The sequence below is a fragment of the Nocardioides marmorisolisilvae genome, assembly GCF_031656915.1.
GTDB lineage: Bacteria > Actinomycetota > Actinomycetes > Propionibacteriales > Nocardioidaceae > Marmoricola > Marmoricola terrisoli.
Window position 1 is genome coordinate 419,736 of record NZ_CP134227.1, and the last position, 17,971, is coordinate 437,706.

Annotated in this window: 20 protein-coding genes; 6 read left to right on the forward strand and 14 right to left on the reverse strand. The window is 68.9% G+C overall.

Going from position 1 to position 17,971, the window contains the following annotated elements; genetic code table 11:
* Positions 1–322: 322 nt before the first annotated feature.
* The 5 genes from Q9R13_RS02040 to Q9R13_RS02060 all read right to left on the reverse strand — a co-directional run bounded on the left by Q9R13_RS02040 (position 323) and on the right by Q9R13_RS02060 (position 4,512).
* Positions 323–949 carry a DapH/DapD/GlmU-related protein gene (locus Q9R13_RS02040; RefSeq protein WP_310963374.1) on the reverse strand — a complete coding sequence of 209 codons (627 nt, stop codon included), beginning with the start codon at positions 947–949 and terminating at the stop codon, positions 323–325.
* 152 nt (positions 950–1,101) lie between these two features.
* Positions 1,102–1,548, reverse strand: coding sequence for a cupin domain-containing protein (locus Q9R13_RS02045; RefSeq protein WP_310963375.1), 447 nt, complete (start codon positions 1,546–1,548; stop codon positions 1,102–1,104).
* Positions 1,549–1,597: 49 nt separating this feature from the next.
* Complete coding sequence (locus Q9R13_RS02050) at positions 1,598–1,945, reverse strand: carboxymuconolactone decarboxylase family protein (protein WP_310963376.1); 348 nt, start codon at positions 1,943–1,945, stop codon at positions 1,598–1,600.
* A complete protein-coding gene (locus Q9R13_RS02055; RefSeq protein ID WP_310963377.1) occupies positions 1,942–3,084 on the reverse strand; it encodes a zinc-dependent alcohol dehydrogenase family protein in 1,143 nt (380 codons plus the stop codon). The genes Q9R13_RS02050 and Q9R13_RS02055 overlap by 4 nt, the downstream gene beginning before the upstream one ends.
* Before the next feature lie 18 nt (positions 3,085–3,102).
* Positions 3,103–4,512, reverse strand: a complete 1,410-nt coding sequence (locus Q9R13_RS02060; RefSeq protein WP_310963378.1) for an MFS transporter — start codon at positions 4,510–4,512, stop codon at positions 3,103–3,105.
* A 146-nt stretch (positions 4,513–4,658) separates the two neighbouring features.
* Between Q9R13_RS02060 and Q9R13_RS02065 the strand changes: the two genes are divergently transcribed.
* The 6 genes from Q9R13_RS02065 to Q9R13_RS02090 all read left to right on the forward strand — a co-directional run bounded on the left by Q9R13_RS02065 (position 4,659) and on the right by Q9R13_RS02090 (position 10,272).
* A complete protein-coding gene (locus tag Q9R13_RS02065; protein ID WP_310963379.1) occupies positions 4,659–5,384 on the forward strand; it encodes a TetR/AcrR family transcriptional regulator in 726 nt (241 codons plus the stop codon).
* 466 nt (positions 5,385–5,850) lie between these two features.
* Positions 5,851–6,483, forward strand: a complete 633-nt coding sequence (locus Q9R13_RS02070; protein WP_310963380.1) for a hypothetical protein — start codon at positions 5,851–5,853, stop codon at positions 6,481–6,483.
* Between the two features lie 136 nt (positions 6,484–6,619).
* Positions 6,620–6,829 carry a hypothetical protein gene (locus Q9R13_RS02075; RefSeq protein WP_310963381.1) on the forward strand — a complete coding sequence of 70 codons (210 nt, stop codon included), beginning with the start codon at positions 6,620–6,622 and terminating at the stop codon, positions 6,827–6,829.
* Between the two features lie 12 nt (positions 6,830–6,841).
* Positions 6,842–7,984, forward strand: coding sequence for a cupin domain-containing protein (locus Q9R13_RS02080; protein ID WP_310963382.1), 1,143 nt, complete (start codon positions 6,842–6,844; stop codon positions 7,982–7,984).
* A complete protein-coding gene (locus Q9R13_RS02085) occupies positions 7,981–8,877 on the forward strand; it encodes a sucrase ferredoxin (protein ID WP_310963383.1) in 897 nt (298 codons plus the stop codon). Before Q9R13_RS02080 ends, Q9R13_RS02085 begins: the two co-directional genes overlap by 4 nt.
* Before the next feature lie 6 nt (positions 8,878–8,883).
* On the forward strand, positions 8,884–10,272 hold the full coding sequence (locus Q9R13_RS02090; RefSeq protein ID WP_310963384.1) for an MFS transporter: 1,389 nt from the start codon (positions 8,884–8,886) through the stop codon (positions 10,270–10,272).
* Here the strand turns inward: Q9R13_RS02090 and Q9R13_RS02095 are convergent.
* From Q9R13_RS02095 to ctaD, 9 genes are read right to left on the reverse strand one after another with little or no spacing between them, the layout of a single operon-like run.
* Positions 10,191–10,547: a hypothetical protein gene (locus Q9R13_RS02095; protein WP_310963385.1), complete on the reverse strand. Its 357-nt coding sequence runs from the start codon at positions 10,545–10,547 to the stop codon at positions 10,191–10,193. The two genes, Q9R13_RS02090 and Q9R13_RS02095, sit on opposite strands and share 82 nt — an antisense overlap.
* A 2-nt stretch (positions 10,548–10,549) precedes the next feature.
* Complete coding sequence (gene qcrB, locus Q9R13_RS02100) at positions 10,550–12,034, reverse strand: cytochrome bc1 complex cytochrome b subunit (RefSeq protein ID WP_310963386.1); 1,485 nt, start codon at positions 12,032–12,034, stop codon at positions 10,550–10,552.
* On the reverse strand, positions 12,034–12,894 hold the full coding sequence (locus Q9R13_RS02105; protein ID WP_310963387.1) for a ubiquinol-cytochrome c reductase iron-sulfur subunit: 861 nt from the start codon (positions 12,892–12,894) through the stop codon (positions 12,034–12,036). Before Q9R13_RS02105 ends, qcrB begins: the two co-directional genes overlap by 1 nt.
* Positions 12,891–13,703, reverse strand: a complete 813-nt coding sequence (locus tag Q9R13_RS02110; protein ID WP_310963388.1) for a c-type cytochrome — start codon at positions 13,701–13,703, stop codon at positions 12,891–12,893. Before Q9R13_RS02110 ends, Q9R13_RS02105 begins: the two co-directional genes overlap by 4 nt.
* A gap of 1 nt (position 13,704) precedes the next feature.
* Positions 13,705–14,094, reverse strand: coding sequence for a c-type cytochrome (locus tag Q9R13_RS02115; protein WP_310963390.1), 390 nt, complete (start codon positions 14,092–14,094; stop codon positions 13,705–13,707).
* Positions 14,091–14,930, reverse strand: a complete 840-nt coding sequence (locus Q9R13_RS02120) for a cytochrome c oxidase assembly protein (RefSeq protein WP_310963391.1) — start codon at positions 14,928–14,930, stop codon at positions 14,091–14,093. Before Q9R13_RS02120 ends, Q9R13_RS02115 begins: the two co-directional genes overlap by 4 nt.
* Positions 14,930–15,301 (reverse strand): hypothetical protein, encoded by a 372-nt coding sequence (locus tag Q9R13_RS02125; RefSeq protein ID WP_310963392.1) that lies wholly within the window; start codon positions 15,299–15,301, stop codon positions 14,930–14,932. Before Q9R13_RS02125 ends, Q9R13_RS02120 begins: the two co-directional genes overlap by 1 nt.
* Before the next feature lie 10 nt (positions 15,302–15,311).
* Positions 15,312–15,953, reverse strand: coding sequence for a cytochrome c oxidase subunit 3 (locus tag Q9R13_RS02130; protein ID WP_310963393.1), 642 nt, complete (start codon positions 15,951–15,953; stop codon positions 15,312–15,314).
* Positions 15,950–17,971 carry a cytochrome c oxidase subunit I gene (gene ctaD / locus Q9R13_RS02135; protein WP_310963395.1) on the reverse strand — a complete coding sequence of 674 codons (2,022 nt, stop codon included), beginning with the start codon at positions 17,969–17,971 and terminating at the stop codon, positions 15,950–15,952. Before ctaD ends, Q9R13_RS02130 begins: the two co-directional genes overlap by 4 nt.

Below are 17,971 nucleotides of genomic sequence, written 5' to 3' on the forward strand. Positions count from 1 at the left end.
TGACCGCGGCCATCGATCGAACCCATGCGGACGTCGTTCCACGCTCAAATCGCCAACCCCTCAAACTGGGGGTCAAGGGTCGCAGGTTCAAATCCTGTCAGCCCGACCATGTGATGTCTCAGGACATCGGAGACACCCGGACCCATGGAAACGTGGGTTCGGGTGTTCTTCATCTGGGGGTTCGTGGCTGGTAGTCCTTGCTGGGGTCGATGGTGAGCTCGCGGAGGAGTTCGCCGGTGATGGTGTTGACGACTCTGAGGTGCAGGTCTTGGACGAGCAGGGTGACGTGGGTTCCTCGTAGGGTTCGGTGAGTGGGCGTTCGTCAGGGCTCTGCGCGCAGGTGGTTATCAACCGGACGGCTGTCCCCAGCCTCAAAGCCGGTCATGCGGATGAGTTTGGCCGGCACCCCGGCGACGATCGCATGGGCAGGCACGTCCTTCGTGACGACCGCGCCAGCGCCGACGATTGCGCCGTCACCGATTCTCACTCCTGGAACGACTGTGACCGAGGCGCCCAGCCAGACCTTGCGCCCGATGTTGATCGGCGCCGGAATCATGTCGCCTCGCCGGTCGGGGTCGATTCCGTGGTCAATGGTCGTGAGCGTGCTGCCGTGTCCGATGAGCGAGCCGTCGCCGATGGTGATGCCTCCCGTGTCCTGGAACCGACATCCCATGTTGATGAAGATGTCCTTGCCCAGGGTCAGGTTCGTGCCGAACTCACTGTGGAACGGCGGGAAGACTTCGACCGACTCGTCGATGGGCTTACCGGTCAGGTCACCCAAGAGCGCCCGAACTTCCTCGGGCGGGTGATAGCTCGAGTTGAGCTGGGCAACGACCCTGAGCGCTTCTTGGGCACTGTCGTGCATGAAGCGGTGGTGGTCTGAGCCAGCCGTGATCGGCATGCCACGGTTCACATGATCGAGGAAGTCCTTCAATCGCACGCTGGTCACGTGGTCCCTTTCTCAGTAACGCTTGTTGTCGGCGAGAACGGCAATGGCGGCGTTGGTCGCATCGGGCAAGCCTGCCAGGACGTCGGCTTTCGGCTCGCCTTCTGTTGTCTGCCGCTGGTGGTGAGCTTCATCGGCATAGCTTGTTGGCGCTCTCAGGCGCTGTGCTCCTCGGTGACGTGGTCGGCGCTCTTCGTCAAGGTGCCGTACGCCTCGTCGGTGACCGGCTCCAGCCATTCGTTGCTGACATCCGTGCCGGGTGTGATGAAGGCAATGTGGGAGAACCAGGAGTCCGCCTTTGCGCCGTGCCAGTGCTTGGTCCCGGCGGGGACGCGGACCACGGTGCCGGGCTCCATGCTGATCGGGTCCTCGCCGTCGGCCTGGTACCAGCCGCTGCCCGCCGTGCACATCAGGATCTGGTCACCCCCGCCTTCGGTGCCGTGGTGGATGTGCCAGTTGTTGCGGCAGCCCGGCTCGAAGGAGATGTTGTTGACGGGAACGCTGCCTGCGGCGAGCGAGGCGTTGTAGCTCTGGCCGATGAAGTACTGGGCGTAGGCGTCGTTCTTCTCGCCGATCGGGAAGATCTGGTTGAAGTCGTTCATGTTCAAGTCCTTTCTGAGGATTGGTTGCATGTGAGCTGGGAGGGTTGGGTTAGGCGTCAGGCTCGCCTTCGATGATGTTCTTGAGCACCGTTGTCGCGCCCATTCCATTGGGCCAGCCGGCGTAGAAGGCGAGCTGCAGGAGCGCTTCCTTCAGCTCTTCGTCGGTGACGCCATTGCGCCGGGCAAACGCCAGGTGGAATTGCAGCTGATCCATCTTCCCGAGGGCTGTCAGTGCGGCGATCGTCACCAGGCTGCGATCGCGCTTGGACAGTTCCTTGCGCTCCCAGACCTCATCGAAGAGGACCCTGTCGGTGTAGTGCACCATTCCGGGCGCGAAGTCCCCGAAGGCGTTCCGTCCGCCAGTCCAGCCGGCGTTCTCGTTCTGGGTGTCGCTCATGCCAGCACACTCACCTTCACCAACGACTTGATGACGCGGCGCTCGTCCATGGCTGCGTAGGCCTCGGCGATGTTGTCGAGGTCGAAGCTCTGGTCGAAGACCTTGCCGGGATTGATCTCGCCGTTCAGGACGGCCTTGAGCAGCTCCGGCTGGTAGTGCCGGGCCGGGGCGGGACCACCGCGCATGCCAACGTTGCGATAGAACGTGCCCGCGGCGTCGACCTCGGCGTCGTGCGGTACGCCGACTCGGCCAACGATGGCGCCGGCCTTGGCGATCGCGAACGCCGTCGCGGTCGAGTCCTTGGTGCCGACGCACTCCAGGACAGCGTCCGCGCCGTAGCCGTCGGTGAGGTCCTGCAGCTGCTTGACGGCGGCATCACCGCGGTCGGTGATGATATCGGTGGCGCCCCACTGGCGTGCCAGCGCGTGCCGGGACTCGGTCTTGCTGCCCAGCACGATGGTCCGCTCGGCGCCCAGCATCTTTGCCGACAAGACGCCGGACAGGCCGACGGCCCCGTCACCCACGACGGCGACAGTGTCACCAGCGTTGACCTCGGCGCTGACTGCGGCGTGGTAGCCGGTGGCCATGACGTCGGTCAGTGCCAGTAGCGAGGCCATGGTCTCCTCAGAGAAGTCGGTGCCGGGGACCTTGAGCAGGGTGCCGTTGGCCTGGGGGACCCGGACGAACTCAGCCTGGCCACCGTCGCCGTCGCCGCCCTGGCCGAAGAACCCCCCGTGGACGCAGGCGGTCTGGAAGCCGGCCTCGCAGTTCTTGCAGGTGCCGTCACTGAACGAGAACGGTGCGATGACGAAGTCGCCGGTAGCCACGTCGGTCACGTCGCTTCCAATCTCGTCGACCACGCCGATGAACTCGTGACCAACGCCGCCGTGCGGCAAATCGGAGATGCCGCGGTAGAACCAGAGATCCGAGCCGCAGACGCAGGCCAGGACGACACGCACGATCGCATCGGTCGGCTCACTGATGGTCGGCTTCGGGCGATCCTCGATAGCGATGTTGCCCTTGCCCTTGAAGATTGCTGTCTTCATGATCGTTGCTCCTTGATTGCTGGTTGCTGATGAAGTCGTTGTGGCCCGGCAGTCAGTGAATGCCGAGTACCGTGGGCCCTTGTTGTTGCTCATGGAGTCCGCCTTACGGTCCTATTGCTGCGGCAGCCGCAAGCCGGCGATGGCGGTGATGAGCAGCACTGCTGCTGCGAGCAGCAGGCTGTCGCGCACGCCGTTGATGAAGGTGGAGCTGTCGGCCAGCAGCGCACCGAACACCGCAACTGCCATGGCGCCGCCCAGTTGACGGCTGGTGTTGAACACGCCGGTGGCCACGCCGGTTGACTGGGCCGGCACGTGATTGAGCAGCACCGCGGTCATCGGCGGCATCGCGAGCGGCCCACCGAGGCCGACCAGCACCATCACAAGCGACAGCCCCCACAGCGAGGCCGCCTCCGGCAGCACCGCAAACGTCGTCAGGCCGATAGTCATGGCGAGCAGTCCGGCGCAGATCGGGATCCGGGCACCAAAGCGCTCGACGATGCGGGCTGAGAACGGCGTCAGCGCCAGTCCGATCAACATCATCGGCAGAAACACGATGCCTGTCTCCAACGACGTCAGGCCGCGCTGACCCTGCAGGTAGAGACTCGCGACGAACGGCAGGCCGTAGTAGCCGACCATGAACGCGAACCCGGTACCCAATGCGATTCGGAACGTGCGGGAGCCGAAGAGGTCGAGCGGCATCATCGGGTGCTGGACGCGGCCCTGCGCCACGACGAATGCCAGCACGCTCAGCACGGCCACCAGGAACGCTAGGAGCACCCTCGGATCAGTCAGACCGCCTGAACCCGCCTCGATCGCGCCGAAGACAAGCGCCGTCATAGCGACCACGGCGGTGATCTGTCCGATCCAATCGAAGGGCACTGAGCGCTGCGGCGAGCGTGCGGTGCACCGAAGCAGCACCAGTGCCAGCGCTCCGACCGGCACGTTGATGAAGAAGATCAGCCGCCAATCGACCAGCGTCAGTACGCCACCCAGCAGCGGCCCCGCCGTCGACGCCACCGAGCCACCGAGTGCCCAGATTGCAACCGCCCGCCCACGCTGAACCCTGTCCTCGTAAGCCTGGCTGATCAGCGTCAGCGAGGCCGGCATGATGATGGCCGCCGCGGTGCCTTGGACGAACCGAGCTGCAACGAGGAGCCCGATCGTTGGCGCAGCCCCGCAGGCGATCGATGCCGCACCGAAGAGCCCGATGCCGAGACCGAACGCGCTCCGCGCACCGATCCGGTCCGCGAGGGAGCCAGCGGACAAGAGCAGTGCTGCGAACATCAAGGTGTAGCCGTCCACGACCCACTGCAGCCCGGTGATGCCGCCGCCCAGACCGCTGCGGATCGAGGGCAGCGCCACGTTCACCACCACCGCGTCCAGGGTAACGACGAAGAACCCGAGCACGGCGGCCGCCAACGCGAAGCCAGGACTCGCGCTGCGAGCCTTCACCGTCGTCATATCGGCTGTCGTGACGGCCATGGTGCTACTCCTCCAGCCACGGCTGAGGCGATCAGGCACAGCGGGCTTGTCCAAGAGGATCCGTGCGCAAGCGTTTCAGGACCCGATGTGATCTGCGCGGACGATCCGGATATCTCTCATCCACTTACCTCTAAGGTAGCACGTAAGCGGATACTGTCAATCCGGTTACGTGCTACGCTGATCACATGTCAGAGGCGACTCCCCGAGCACTACGCAAGGACGCCGCGATCAACCGCGAGCGCCTCCTTGCTGCTGCTCGCGAGCTGTTTGCCGAGCGGGGTCTCAACGTCACTCTGAACGAGATCGCCCATCACGCCGGCGTCGGCGTCGGCACGGCGTACCGGCGCTTCGCCAACAAGGAGGAGGTCATCGACGCGCTCTTCGAGGAAGGCCTGCAGGACATCGCGGCCGCAGCCAAGGATGCGCTCGCGGACCCCGACGCCTGGTCGGGCCTGGTCGGCTTCCTGGAACGCTCACTGCACATGCAGTTCGGAGATCGTGGACTCAACGAGATCATCAACAACCCGGCCCTCGGGGACGTACGTGTCGCCGATGCACGGGAGCGCATCGCGCCGCTCATCCACGAGCTGGTTGAACGTGCGCAAGCTCAAGGCGTCGTGCGGCCGGACCTGGATCAGTCCGATCTGATCTTCGCGCAGCTTGGACTCTCGGCGATCATGGAGAGCAGCCGATCGATCGAACCCGAGCTGTATCGACGCTACTTGGCGATCTTCCTCGACGGCATTCGAGCGGACCGGTCCGTGCTCACGAGGTTGCCGGTCGACGCGCTGAGCGCCCATGACACGCACTCCGCGATGACTCGGAGACGACAGCCGGCCACGCCGGCAACAACGTCGTCCTCTCGGGAACGTCCGCAGAGATCGTCGCCCGCCGCACACCCTGACCGGTGAGAACTCGTCTACCTCCATCGGAGAGTGACGGGACCGAGCTGTCGCGACGCGACACCGGCCCAGGGTCTGGATCCTCTCGGGTGGCATGGCCGGCACGAGGGAATGACCACCGAGACCCTTCCTGAGGGGCGTCATCGATGCCCGAGGACCGGGGCGTTGTCGAGGGAGCGTGCAGGGGGAGGGCGGCGACGATGACCCGGGGGCGCTAGCGGCGGCGGCCCACGACGTCGACGCCGTTCACCGAGGGCCCCGGAGTGCCACCGATCCGGCTTCTCGATGGTGAGGTTCTGTCGAGTTTGGGTACGTCGCCCCTGCCGAGGCTCCGAGCGGCGGGGCCGGGGTGCGGGAGCGATCGATGAGGATGTTCTGGCCGGAACCGCGAGGTCTGTCCACGGGCGGAGTGCCCGACGGAATGCCGATCCTGTCCCCGGGCAGACATCGGAGCCCCGCCACCGGCGGATGCTTCATGGAGATGGCGTCCTACCTCGCTGGCGAGACCTGGTCCGACCATCCGCGGTGCACGAATCCCACGCTGGCGCTGCTGGCCCGTGAGGTCAATGACCGCGTCGACGACGATCATCGGCGGCTGCTCGCACCGATGGTGCCTGACGTGGTCGGGATCGGGACGACGGATCCGCTAGCCCCGACCACGGTCGCCCGCGCATGCGCTTTGGCGGGCCTGGACGCGGGGGTCACGGGCACTCGGGCGCAGGCTGTGGGGTTGCTCCGCTGCGAGGCCGTGTTCAACGGAGTCACGGTCGCTGGTGAGCCGATGTTGTCCTCGGATGCCGAGGCGGCGCTCGCGGCCCGGCCCGTCGAACGTGCCTGGGCCGAACGGTTCGTCGCCGCAGCCTCCGGGGCCGGGTATCTCGCACCGCTTGAGTCCCCTCTGGACCATCACTCGGCCTCGGTGATCGTGGGCGCCGCGGTAACCGGGTTGGCGGCCGTCCCCGGCGGCAGCGCGCGCCTGGTCGACCTGCTCCGCTCCGCCATCACCAGCTGTCGGTCGGCCGCGGCGGCCCGGGCGGGCGACGTGGCGTGCGATCGGCGCCAGCGCCACCCGTTTCCACCCCGCTCGGACGCCGCAGGTGCCAGTTGAGGCGGTTCGGCCCCGGTCCAGCGGATGGACATCGTGGCCCCTGAAGGTCGGCCCCGGTCAGCGCCTTGACCGCGGCACAGGTGTCAGCCCACGATCACAGGGGTACGACGGAGGAAACCCGTCGAGAGGAGCTCAGATGACCACCACCCCTGAAGAGCCGTTGTCCGACCAGGACATCGAGGCCACCGACGCAACGGCCGGGTCGACGACCGGGACCCAGGACGCTGACGGCGTCGACGGTGACAGCACCGACACCGTCGACGGCGACAGCACCGACGGCGACAGCACCGACACCGTCGACGGTGACGGCACCGATGGCGGCGACGCCGACGGCACGGACGCCTGAGGCGCGGGCGCAGTGCCCGCACTGAACGGCACCGCGCTCGACCTGCTCACCGGCGACGCCCAGACCTTCATCGACAAGGTCTGGGCGTCGCGGGTGCACCTGCACCAGGTCGATCGGTCCGCCCTGGTCGACATCCTCGCGCTGGACGACGTCGACCGTCTTGTCACCGCATCCGGGCTGCGCACGCCGGCGCTGCGGGTGGTCCGGGACGGCCAGGTCTGCTCGTCGTCGGAATTCACCCGACAGGCCACCATCGCTGGCTCGCCGCTGACCGGACTGGTCGACGGCCGCAAGGCACTGGCGATGTACGACGACGGAGCGACCCTCGTGCTGCAGGGTCTGCACCGCTACTGGCCACCCCTGACGCAGCTGGTCCGTGAGCTCGAGCTCGCCCTGGGACACCCCTGCCAGGCCAACGCCTACCTGACCCCGCCGGGTTCGCAGGGCTTCGCCCGGCACAGCGACACCCACGACGTCTTCGTCTTCCAGACCCACGGACACAAGCAGTGGGAGATCGTCGAGGACGACACCGCGCGCGACATCGTCATGGAGCCCGGCCTGAGCATGTACCTGCCCACCGGCACGCCGCACTCCGCGCGCAGCCAGGCCGAGTCGTCCCTTCACGTGACCATCGGGGTCAACCGGACGACGTGGCGCGACCTCCTGCGTCGACGCGTCGATGCCGTGCTCGCCGACGACCGATACGACACACCGCTTCCCGCCGGCTTCATCGAGGACCCCGACCGCCTCGCCGGACCGCTGGAGGCTGAGCTCGCCGGACTGGTCGACCGACTCGCGGCCCTTGCCGCCGACGATGTGGCGACCCTGACGGCCGAGCGGTTCCTGCGGGACCGCGCCCCGGCGATGCTCGGCGCACTGGGCGACCGGGTCCGGCTTCCCCAGCTCGACGACCTGACCCGGCTGGAGCGCCGTCCGACCGCGGCCTGCCTGCTGCGCGACGACGGCGACCGGCTCCGGGTGCTGCTCGGCGATCGGGAGCTGCGGATGCCGATCAGGCTCAGACCGGCCATGGAGATGGTGCGCGACCAGGCCTCGTTCGTGGTCGGCGACCTGTCCGCGTGCCTCGACCCGCAGAGCCGCCTGGTGCTCTGCCGACGGCTGGTGCGCGAGGGCTTGCTGCGGTTCCCGCGGTGAGCGGCGCCGATCCGGCCTTCCGTTGCACCCGCTCGGAGGAGGACACCGGCGCCGATCCCGCCGGCAGCGCTTCGACGGTGCGTGCGTTCCTCCTCGTGGAGCTCGAGGGAGCCTGGGGGACCGATGCGCTGGCTGCTGCCCGGCTTCCCGCATCGGTACGGCGAATGCTGCGACGACTGGAGCCCGAGCACCGGGTCCGCCCGTTGATGATCCGCCGCCAGGGCCGGCGTACCGAAGGTGGCGGCGTGCACGTGTTCGCCGCCTGCACGGTGCCCGGCCGCCGCTGGGTCGAGCACGCTCGGATGGACGGCCACCAGGACCTTCTCGGGCTCGACCTCGCCGGCATGGTCGACGGGCACCGTCCCGGCCTCCCGGCGTACGACGAGCCGCTGTTCTGCGTGTGCACCCATGGTCGTCACGACGCCTGCTGCGCCGAGCGCGGCCGGCCGGTCTGGGAGGCTCTGCGAGCGGTGGCACCGGAGCACACCTGGCAGGTCTCCCACATCGGTGGGGACCGGTTCGCCGGCAATGTGCTGGTGCTTCCCGACGGGCTCTACTACGGGCGGATGCAGCCGGCCGACGCGGCCGATCTGGTGGCTGCCCATGCGCAGGGCGAGCTGCTGCTCGACCGGCTGCGCGGTCGAACTGCGCAGCCCTTCCCGGTGCAGGCGGCCGAGATCTACCTGCGTCGTGCGCTGGGCCTCCTCGGTCGGGACGCCGTCCGGTTCGTCGGCCACCACCGCGATGGCGAGGTGACCGACGTGGATCTCGAGACCTCCGAGGGCCGGCACCTGGTGCGGGTGCGCAGCGCGCCCGGCCCTGCCCGCCAGCTGACCTGCCGGGCCGAAGGCCCGGGCCGGCCGCTGATCCACGAGCTGCTGTCGATCGGCTGAGCGTCGATGGAGCAGCCGACCGCGGACGGGTTGCGCCGGACGACGGCGCTGCTCTCGGTCGCGGTGCTCGGCTTCGCGGTCCAGCAGACCGCGGTGGTGCCCGCGATCCAGGACATCGAGAGGTCGCTGCATGCACCACCGGAGTGGTCGGCGTGGCTGGTCACGCTCTACCTGGTGGTCGCCACTGTCGCGACGTTGGCACTGGGCCGATTGGCAGATCTCCACGGTCGGCGCCGGATGCTGCTGGTCGGAATGGTGGTCTTCGCGGTGGCGTCGGTCGGCGCAGCGGTCGCCCCGAGCATCCTCGTGCTGCTGCTCTGCCGGGCGCTGCAGGGGATCGGCGGCGCGGTTTACCCGCTGGCGCTGTCGATCGCCCGCGCACACGCACCCGAGGGCGCGGCGACGACCGCGATCGCCCTGCTCACCGCTGCGTTCGGGGTCGGTACGGCGGTGGGCTTCGTGGCCGGCGGCCTGCTCTCCAGCTACGCGTCCTGGCGTTGGATCTTTGTGCTCGGAGCCGTGCTCGTTGGTGCGGGCGTGTTGATGCTCTGGCGGGGATTGGAGGAGACCGAGGGTCGTGCCACCGGCCGATTCGACCTGATCGGCACGGCGGTCCTCGCGCTGAGCACAGTCGGGCTGCTCGCCGCGCTGACGCTCGCAGCCGGGGCCGGTTGGAGTTCCCCCGAGGTGGTCGGCCTGCTGGTGCTCTCGGCCGGGTCCGCCGGCGGCTGGATCGCGATGCAACGTCGGGCGGTGGACCCGCTCATCGACCTGCACGTGCTGTCGAACCGGTCGGTGGCTGCGGCCAACCTCGCCACGGTGGCGATCGGGTGGTCGATGTTCAGCGCGTTCCTCCTGGTGCCGCGGTTCGCCCGTCTCACTCCGGAGCACTCCGCCTACGGGCTCGGGGCGGACAGCGCCATGGTGGGGCTGATCCTGCTGCCGATCGCCGTCGGCCAGATCGTGGCGTCACTCGCCGCCGGCCGGTTGATCGGACGGGTGGGCGCGACGGTCGTGCTGGGCACTGCGCTGCTCGTCCTGGCCGCGGCGGGCGCGGTCCTTGCCGTGGACCGGACCAGTGTCCCGCTGACACTGCTGGGCACCCTCCTGCTCGGCCTGGGAGCCGGATCCGGCCTCCAGTCGGGCAGCGCGGTGGCGACCGAGGCAGTGGCCCCGGACGTAGCCGGCATCTCAGCCTCGGTGAACAGCACCACCCGACGACTCGCCGGTGGCGTCGGAGGACAGGTGAGCGTTCTGGTGCTGACCGCGTTCGCTGCCGGCTCGACACTACGGCCGTCGGGCTTCACCATCGCCTATCTGGTCGGCGTCGGTCTCTGCGTGGTGGGGGTGACGGTGACGGTGAGCGTGCGGTTGTTCGCCCGGTCCACCGCCTGACGGGCCATCACGATCGTCGTCACCACGATCGCGACTCCGGTCAGCGCCCACCAGAACGCGCGGTGCCCGGACCGTCGTACGCCGTGCAGCGTGTCACCCACCGTCACGACCGGGCTCGTCGGGTAGGCCTCGCGTGCGCTCTCCTCCGCCGACTCCCGATCGTCGAACCCGTGCGAGGCGACCAGCGGCTCGACGGAGAAGTCGTCGGGCAGCCACCGCCACCGCCACGTCCCGTCCGGCTGGCGCGCCACCTCGATGCGTCCCGGTGTGCTCATCGTCATCCCCTCACGGACTGGTCGGTGCTGGGCTCCTCGTCCTGCTGCGACTCCGCGTCGCCGACGTCGTCCTCGTCGTGTTCCTCGTCCTCGTCCTGCGGGCCCCAGCGGATCCACAGCGGACTCTCGGTGAGCTCCCGCTCGGTCTCGTCGGACTCCTCCTGCTGCTCGGCCGCCTCGCGGCGCACGTGGTTGCTCGCGGCGCGGTGGGCCAGCAGCGCCGCCACCACCGGCAGCACGAGCACGCACACGCGCAGGGTGTCGCGGACCGTCTCGATGGTGGCGCCGCTGAGCTGGACGATGAGCTCCTCGCCCGCGGCGAGCAGCAGGATCGAGTAGAAGCCGATCGCCCAGACGCCGATCGCGAAGCGGCGCGGGCTCGACATCGGCCCTGCGGCAATGTGGTGGGTGCCCCGGTCGCCGGTGAGGCGTCGGTCGATGAACGGCCAGAGATAGAGCACTGCGAAGGTGAGCCCGGGCAGCAGGACCGCGGGCCAGAACTGGTCTGGGATCGTGAAGCCCCAGAAATGCAGCTCGACGGGCGGGAACATCCGCAGCGCTCCCTCGACCCAGGCGATGTACCAGTCCGCCACCGACGGCGACATGATCGTCGAGCTCTTGAACTCGCCCCAGACCCAGACCGGGTTGATCTGCACCAGGCCGCCCATCAGGAAGCACACCGCGGCGACGACGGAGAACAACGACAGAGACCGCAGGGCGTACGACGGCCACATCCGCGACCCGACGACGTTGGAGTCGCGGTGCCCGGGCCCCGCGAAGTGGCTGTGCTTCTGCCGAATCAGCACGGCGAGGTGGATCCCGATGAGCCCGGCGATCGCCACCGGCACCACGAAGACGTGCAGGATGTAGAGCCGGCCGATGATGTACGGCCCGGGGAAGCCCGCGCCGAAGACCAGGTAGGCGAGCCAGCCCCCGACGAACGGCACCGCCTCCAGCGTGGAGTAGAAGATGTGCAGCCCCGTGCCGGAGAGCAGGTCGTCGGGCAGGGAGTAGCCGGCGAACGAGGTGAAGATGGCCGCGACGAACAGGGTCAGGCCGACCGTCCAGTTCAGCTCGCGCGGCTTGCGGAACATGCCGGTGAAGAAGATCCGGCAGAGGTGGAGCGTGATGGCCGCGATGAAGATCAGCGCGGCCCAGTGGTGCACCTGCCGCATCAGCAGGCCGCCTCGGACGTCCCAGCTGAGCTGCACGGTGGAGGCGAACGCCGACGAGACGTCCTCACCGTGCAGGGGTTGGTAGCTACCGTCGTACACCTTCAGCGAGCTGCTCGGGTCGAAGAAGATGGCAAGGAAGGTGCCGGTGGCGACCAGCACCACGAAGCAGTAGAGCGCGATCTCGCCGAGCATGAAGGACCAGTGGTCGGGAAAGACCTTCCCGAGCGCGGTGCGCGCCATGTCGGCGTACCCGAGCCGTTCGTCGAGCCGCCGCAGGGTTCGGTCGCGGGCGGCGTCCACTGGTCCGCGCATCACCACCCCCACCAGGCGGCGCCGGGCGCGCGAGTGAACTCGCCGGTGGCGATCAGGTAGCCCTCGCTGTCCAGGGCGAGGGGGAGCTGGGGGAGCGGGTGCGCGGCGGGGCCCTCCACGGGCTTGCCGCCGTCGAGGACGTCGAAGACCGAGTGGTGGCAGGGACAGAGCAGTTGGGCGGACTCGTCGGAGTAGAGGCCCACCGGGCATCCGGCGTGGGTGCACAGCTTGGAGTAGGCGATCACCCCGTCCGCCACCCAGTCCCGGCGCGAGGCGGGCAGCTCGAGCTGCTCCGGGTCGACCCGGATCAGGAGGGTGGCACCAGCGGACTGGCGAGGGTCCCAGGTCGCCGGGAAGACGGTGAGCACCGACCCCACGGCGAGGTCGTCGGGTCGGACCTGCTCGCCACCCTCGGTCACCACGGCGTCGCCGGCCCTCCACGGGCTGTCCGACAGCAGCGCGTGCGCCCCCGGCCCGAGGTTCCGGGTGGGGAAGAGCGAGCGCAACGGGAACAGCGCCGCCAGGCCGATCGAGCCCGCCGCAACGCCGAGCATCGACCAGAGCACTCCGGAGCGCGGCACCTTCTGCTCGGTGAGCGCGGTGCGGAACCGCTCGAAGCCGGTGTCGTCGGTCGGCCCGACCGCGCGCTCCTCGACGTAGTCGGGCTCGTCCTCGTCGATCAGCTGCGCCCAGATGCCCAGGCCGATGCCGAGGAACAGCAGCGCCCAGCCCAGGGACGCGCCGTAGGCCCGGTTCCCCCAGTCCATGACGTACGACGTCGCGAAGGCGGCCGCCCCGAGCACGGAGAGGGCGAAGCAGATCAGCACGCTGCGAGGTGCGTGTGCGTCCCGGTCGGTCATTGCTTCCTCCGTCGGCCGAGCAGCAGCAGGACGATGATCAGGATCGGCACCGGGACCGCCCAGGCGAAACTGCCCTCGAGGATCGGGCCGTATTGGTCGAGGCCGCCGCCGCCCCGGATCTGCCGGTTGCCGAGCATGGAGACGTAGCTGACCACGTCGTCGAGCTGGTCGTCGCTGAGCTGTCCGCGAGTGAACGGCGGCATCGGTCCGGGGCCGAGCCGCATCGCCTCCGCCACCTCGCGTGGGTCGTCGGCGAACAGTGACGGGACGATCGTGCCGTCGGTGAGCACGACTCCGGTCCCCGAGGAGGAGTGGCAGGCGGCGCAGTTGCTGATGAACAGCGACTGGCCCTCCGCGACGTCGCCCGGCCGCACCTCGGGGATCGGCTCGCCTCCGCTGCCGAGCGAGTCGACGAAGCCGACGATCCGGCCGATCGTCGCCGCGTCGTACGCCGGCTTGTGCCGGCGCACCGTCTCGTCGGGCGAGCTGAGCGGCATCCGGCCCGTGCGTAGGTAGAAGTCGAGGGCAGCGGGCCCCTTGTCGGAGAGTCGGGGTGCCACCGAGGTGCCCTGCGCCTGCTGGCCGTGGCACCACGCGCAGTCCCGCAGGTAGACCTCCCGCCCAGACATCGACGGCGACGAGGTCGTCCGGGCGGTGGCAGGAGCGACGGCGCCATCGGTGCGTGCCGGGCCGTCGGGCGCCCGGGTGCTGGTCAGGACGAGGGCCACGAGTGCGATGACGGCGAGCACGCCCCCGGCCCGCAGCGCGCGGGCGCTGCGGGGACTGGTCGTCGTGGTCGTCCGGGTCATCTCACCTCAGGGTGTAGAGGTAGGCGGTGATGTCGATGGCGTCGCGGTGCGTCACGCCGAGGTCGGGCATGGCGTTCCCGGGCACCACCGACTGGGGGTCCTCGATCCAGTGCTCGAGGTTCTGCTCGGAGTTGGGCAGCACGCCGGCGACGTACCCGCGCCGGGAGAAGTGGGTCAGCGGCGGCCCGACGAGCCCGTCCGCGCCGGCGACGCCCGGGACCTCGTGGCAGCTACCGCACCCGTAGTGGCTGATCAGCGCGGCACCGCGGCCCGGATCGCCGGTCCGCATCTGCTGCGGAGGGGCCTGACTGCTCTCGGGTCCAGCGCACCCGGCCGCGACGGCGGCCGCGGCCACCAGCGTGACGAGCAGGACGAGGACGTTTCGCCTCATCGGATCCTCCCCAAGTCGGGACGGACGTCGGTCGTGTCCAAGAACAGCGCCCGTGCAGGATGGTCGCGGTCGAGGCCGCGCAGCCAGGAGGCGAACAGCACGATCGCTCCCAGCACGTACCCGAAGTCCATGGGGGCCCACATCACCAGCGCGCCGAGGTGCTGGTCGAGCATCGGGTCGAGGCCCACTGCGCGTGCAGCGGCCGCCTGGGCCGGGTAGATCGGGTGCTGCGGAAACGTGAGCACGGCTCCGAGCGCGGCACCTGGCGGGACCGCCACGACGAGGTAGAGGACGGCTTGCAGCCCGGTCAGGCGCCGCGGAGAGTCGCCCAGCAGGTGCCACCAGAACCACCACGCGGTGAGCAGGAAGGTGGCGTGCTCGCTCAGATGCACCAGCTCGTTGCGCACCGCGAGGTCGTAGGCGGCCGGCAGGTGCCAGGCCCACATCGAGCCGATGTGCAGCAGCCAGGCCAGTGGGGCCGCCAGCAGCAGCCCGGACGGAAGGTGGTGCGCGACCTTCACCACCGGACGACGGACCCCGGCCGGCAGCCCGGCGAGCAGTACCCGGCCCGGAGAGGACCAGGCCAGCAGCGGGCCGCAGACCATGATCAGGACGACGTGCTGGAGCATGTGGGTCCACAGCCGCTCCTCGAGGAGCTCGCCGAGTGGTGAGCCTGCCACCAGCACCAGCACGGCCACCGCGGTGGCCAGCGCCCACGGCCTGCCGCGCTGGGCTCGCCGGCCCTGGGCATGCCGGCGGAACCGGACGAGGCCGCGCAGGTAGCAGACCCACAGCACGAGCGACCCGGCCAGCAGCACGACCTCGACGATCCGCATCAGCACGGCTCCACCACCAGCAGCCCGATCGCGCCGGCCGTGATCGCGACCAGCGCCATCACGTCGAGGAAGAGCCCCATGACCAGCATCAGCCCGGTCCGGCCGGCGGCGAGGACGTCAGGGTCGAGGGCCCGCAGCCGGCGCCGTACGGCGAGGTTGGTGATCACCGCGGCGAGCGCGAGCAGCCACGGCAGCACCGTCGCTCCGGCCTCCACCCAGCCCGCGGTGGCACCGCGGCCCGCTCGCTGGAGGATGTTGCCGTCCAGCGAGCCGTAGCAGGACACCTCGGCGACGCTCCAGGCGATGCCCAGGTGCAGGGCCCACGCGAGCACGCCGCCCCCAGTGGCGAACCAGATCATCCACGCCTTCATCCCGATCGCCTCACACGTGCGGAGAGATGTAGACGGTGAGGTAGACCGCGACGGCGAGCACCGACAGGAAGTACCAGTACATCGCCACGACGGCACCGGCCCCACCCTGCGCCCTCCGCGGGCCGCGGAGCAGGGAGCCCAGCGCCAGCAGGCCGAGCATCAGGACGCCGAGGATCACGTGTACGGCGTGCAGACCGGTGATGGTGTACAGCATCGAGCCGTAGGCGTCCTTGCTCATCGTCGACGCCGGCCACTCCTCGGTCCAGTCGATCCACTGCAGGACGACGAAGGCGATCCCGCCCAGCGCTGCCACGAGGGTCAGCAGGGCGGTGCCACGGGGTCGGCGGCGCGCGCTGCGCACGGAGAGGAACATCGGCACGCAGCTGAGCAGCAGGATGCCGGTGCCGATGGACGAGACCAGCAGGTGCGGCGGCTTGTCCCCGGTGGGCGGCCACGGACCCTGGTGGCCGAACCGCAGGTAGAAGTAGCTCGCCAGGAAGGCGGCGAACATGGCGGCCTCCGTCGCGATGAACAGCGCCATCGCCCACCAGCCCGTCGTCCGGCCGACAGGGGCCTCCGGCACCACGGTCGGTGTCCGGCGGGCACTGGCCTCGGTGCTGTCCAGGCTGTCCAGGCTGTCAAGGCTCGTCATGGCGCGACCGTCCTCGTGGCTTCCCGGCGAGGTCGCGGGAGGTCGTGGATCGACTCGGGCTCGTCGATCTCGGGCCGCTGCCACATCCACCAGCCGATGGTCGCGGCCATCAGGGCGAAGGAGACGCCGGCCGCGACGTACCAGCCGACCAACAGCAGCACTACGCTGCCGGTGAGGAAGATCGCCACGATCAGGGGCTGCATGGTCTCGCCCGGCATCGCCATGATCCGCTCGATGCGGCCGTCGAGCTCGCTGGTGCGCAGCGCCTGGTGGTGGTCGGTCATCGTGCGTTCCGGATCGTCACGGTGGTCGATGATCGACTGCGTCGAATCGCCGTCCCAGAGCGGATTCAGGCTGTGCACGGTGGGAACCACCGGGAAGTTGTACGGCTTGGGCGGCGAGCCGGTGCTCCACTCGAGGGTGTTCGCCTCCCATGGGTCGTCCGGCGCCCGACGTCCGTGCAGCAGGCTCTGCGCGAACACCAGGAGGGTGACCACGAAGCCGGCACCGAGCAGGTAGGACCCCAGCGTGGACAGCAGATTCCACAGCGTCCACCCGTCGTCGGGACTGTAGGTGTAGATGCGTCGCGGCATGCCCAGCAGACCGGAGATGTGCATCGGGAAGAAGGTGAGGTTGAGACCGGCGAAGACCAGCACGAAGCTCCAGATCCCACCCACGTTGCTGACCATCCGGCCGGTCATCTTCGGCCACCAGTAGAAGAGGCCGCCCAGCATGGGCAGCACGGCGCCGCCGAACAGCACATAGTGGAAGTGGGCGACCACGAAGTAGGAGTCGGTCACCTGCTGGTCGAAGGTGACCACGGCGAACATCACCCCGGTCACGCCGCCCATCACGAATGCCACGATGAAGCCGATGGCGTAGAGCATCGCGGGCGTGACGCTCACCCGCCCTCGCCACATCGTGCCGATCCAGGCGAACATCTGGATGCCCGCCGGGATGCTGATCGTCAGGGTTGCCGCCGAGAAGAACGTCAGGGAGACGTCGGACAGCCCGACGGCGAACATGTGGTGCACCCAGACGCCGAAGGAGATGATGCCGGTGCCCACGGTCGCCAGGACGACGTACGGATAGGCGAGGATCGGTCGCCGGGCGAACACCGGGATGATCGTCGAGACGATCCCCATCGCCGGCAGCACGATGATGTAGACATCGGGGTGACCGAAGAGCCAGAACAGGTGCTGCCAGAGCACCGCGTCGCCACCATGGTTCGGGTCGAAGAACCGCGCGCCGAAGCGACGGTCCAAGAACAGCATCAGGTTCGCGGTGTCCAGGGGCGGCAGCGCAAACACCAGCATCACCGACTGCGTCAGGATCGCCCACACGAACAGCGGCATCCGGTTCAGCGACATGCCCGGCGCACGCATCTTCAAGGTGGTGACGATCAGGTTGATCGACCCGATGGTGGTGGAGACGGCCAGGAAGAGCAGCCCGAGCGAGTAGAAGTCGAGGTTGAGCTCGGGGGAGTACTCGTTGCTCAACGGCACATAGGCGAACCAGCCCGCATTCGGAGCCATGCCGAGCGGCAGGCTGGTGAACATGAAGATCCCCGAGAACAGGAAGATCCAGTAGCTCAGCGCATTCAGCCGCGGGAAGGCCATGTCGCGCGTGCCGATCATCAGTGGCAGGACGAAGTTGCCGAAGCCGGCGTTCATCGGCGTCGCGAAGAAGAAGATCATCGCGGTGCCGTGCAGGCTGAAGAGCTCGTCGTAGAGTCCGGGGCTGACCACGCCGTTGTCCGGCTGACCGAGCTGGGTGCGCATCACCAGCGCCTCGGCCCCGGCCAGCATGAAGAAGACGGTGGCCGTGACCAGGTAGCGCCTGCCGATGCGCTTGTGGTTGACGGTGGTCAGGAAGCCCTTGAGTCCAGGCTCCTCCTCCCACTGCGCATCAAGGGCCGCGCCGACCGCAGCCTCGGCGACGGCGCGCTCGGGGCGGACACCCTCGCGCACCCGCCGGGCCGTGGCCGGGGGGACGTCGCTCGCGTCGATGGTCGTCAT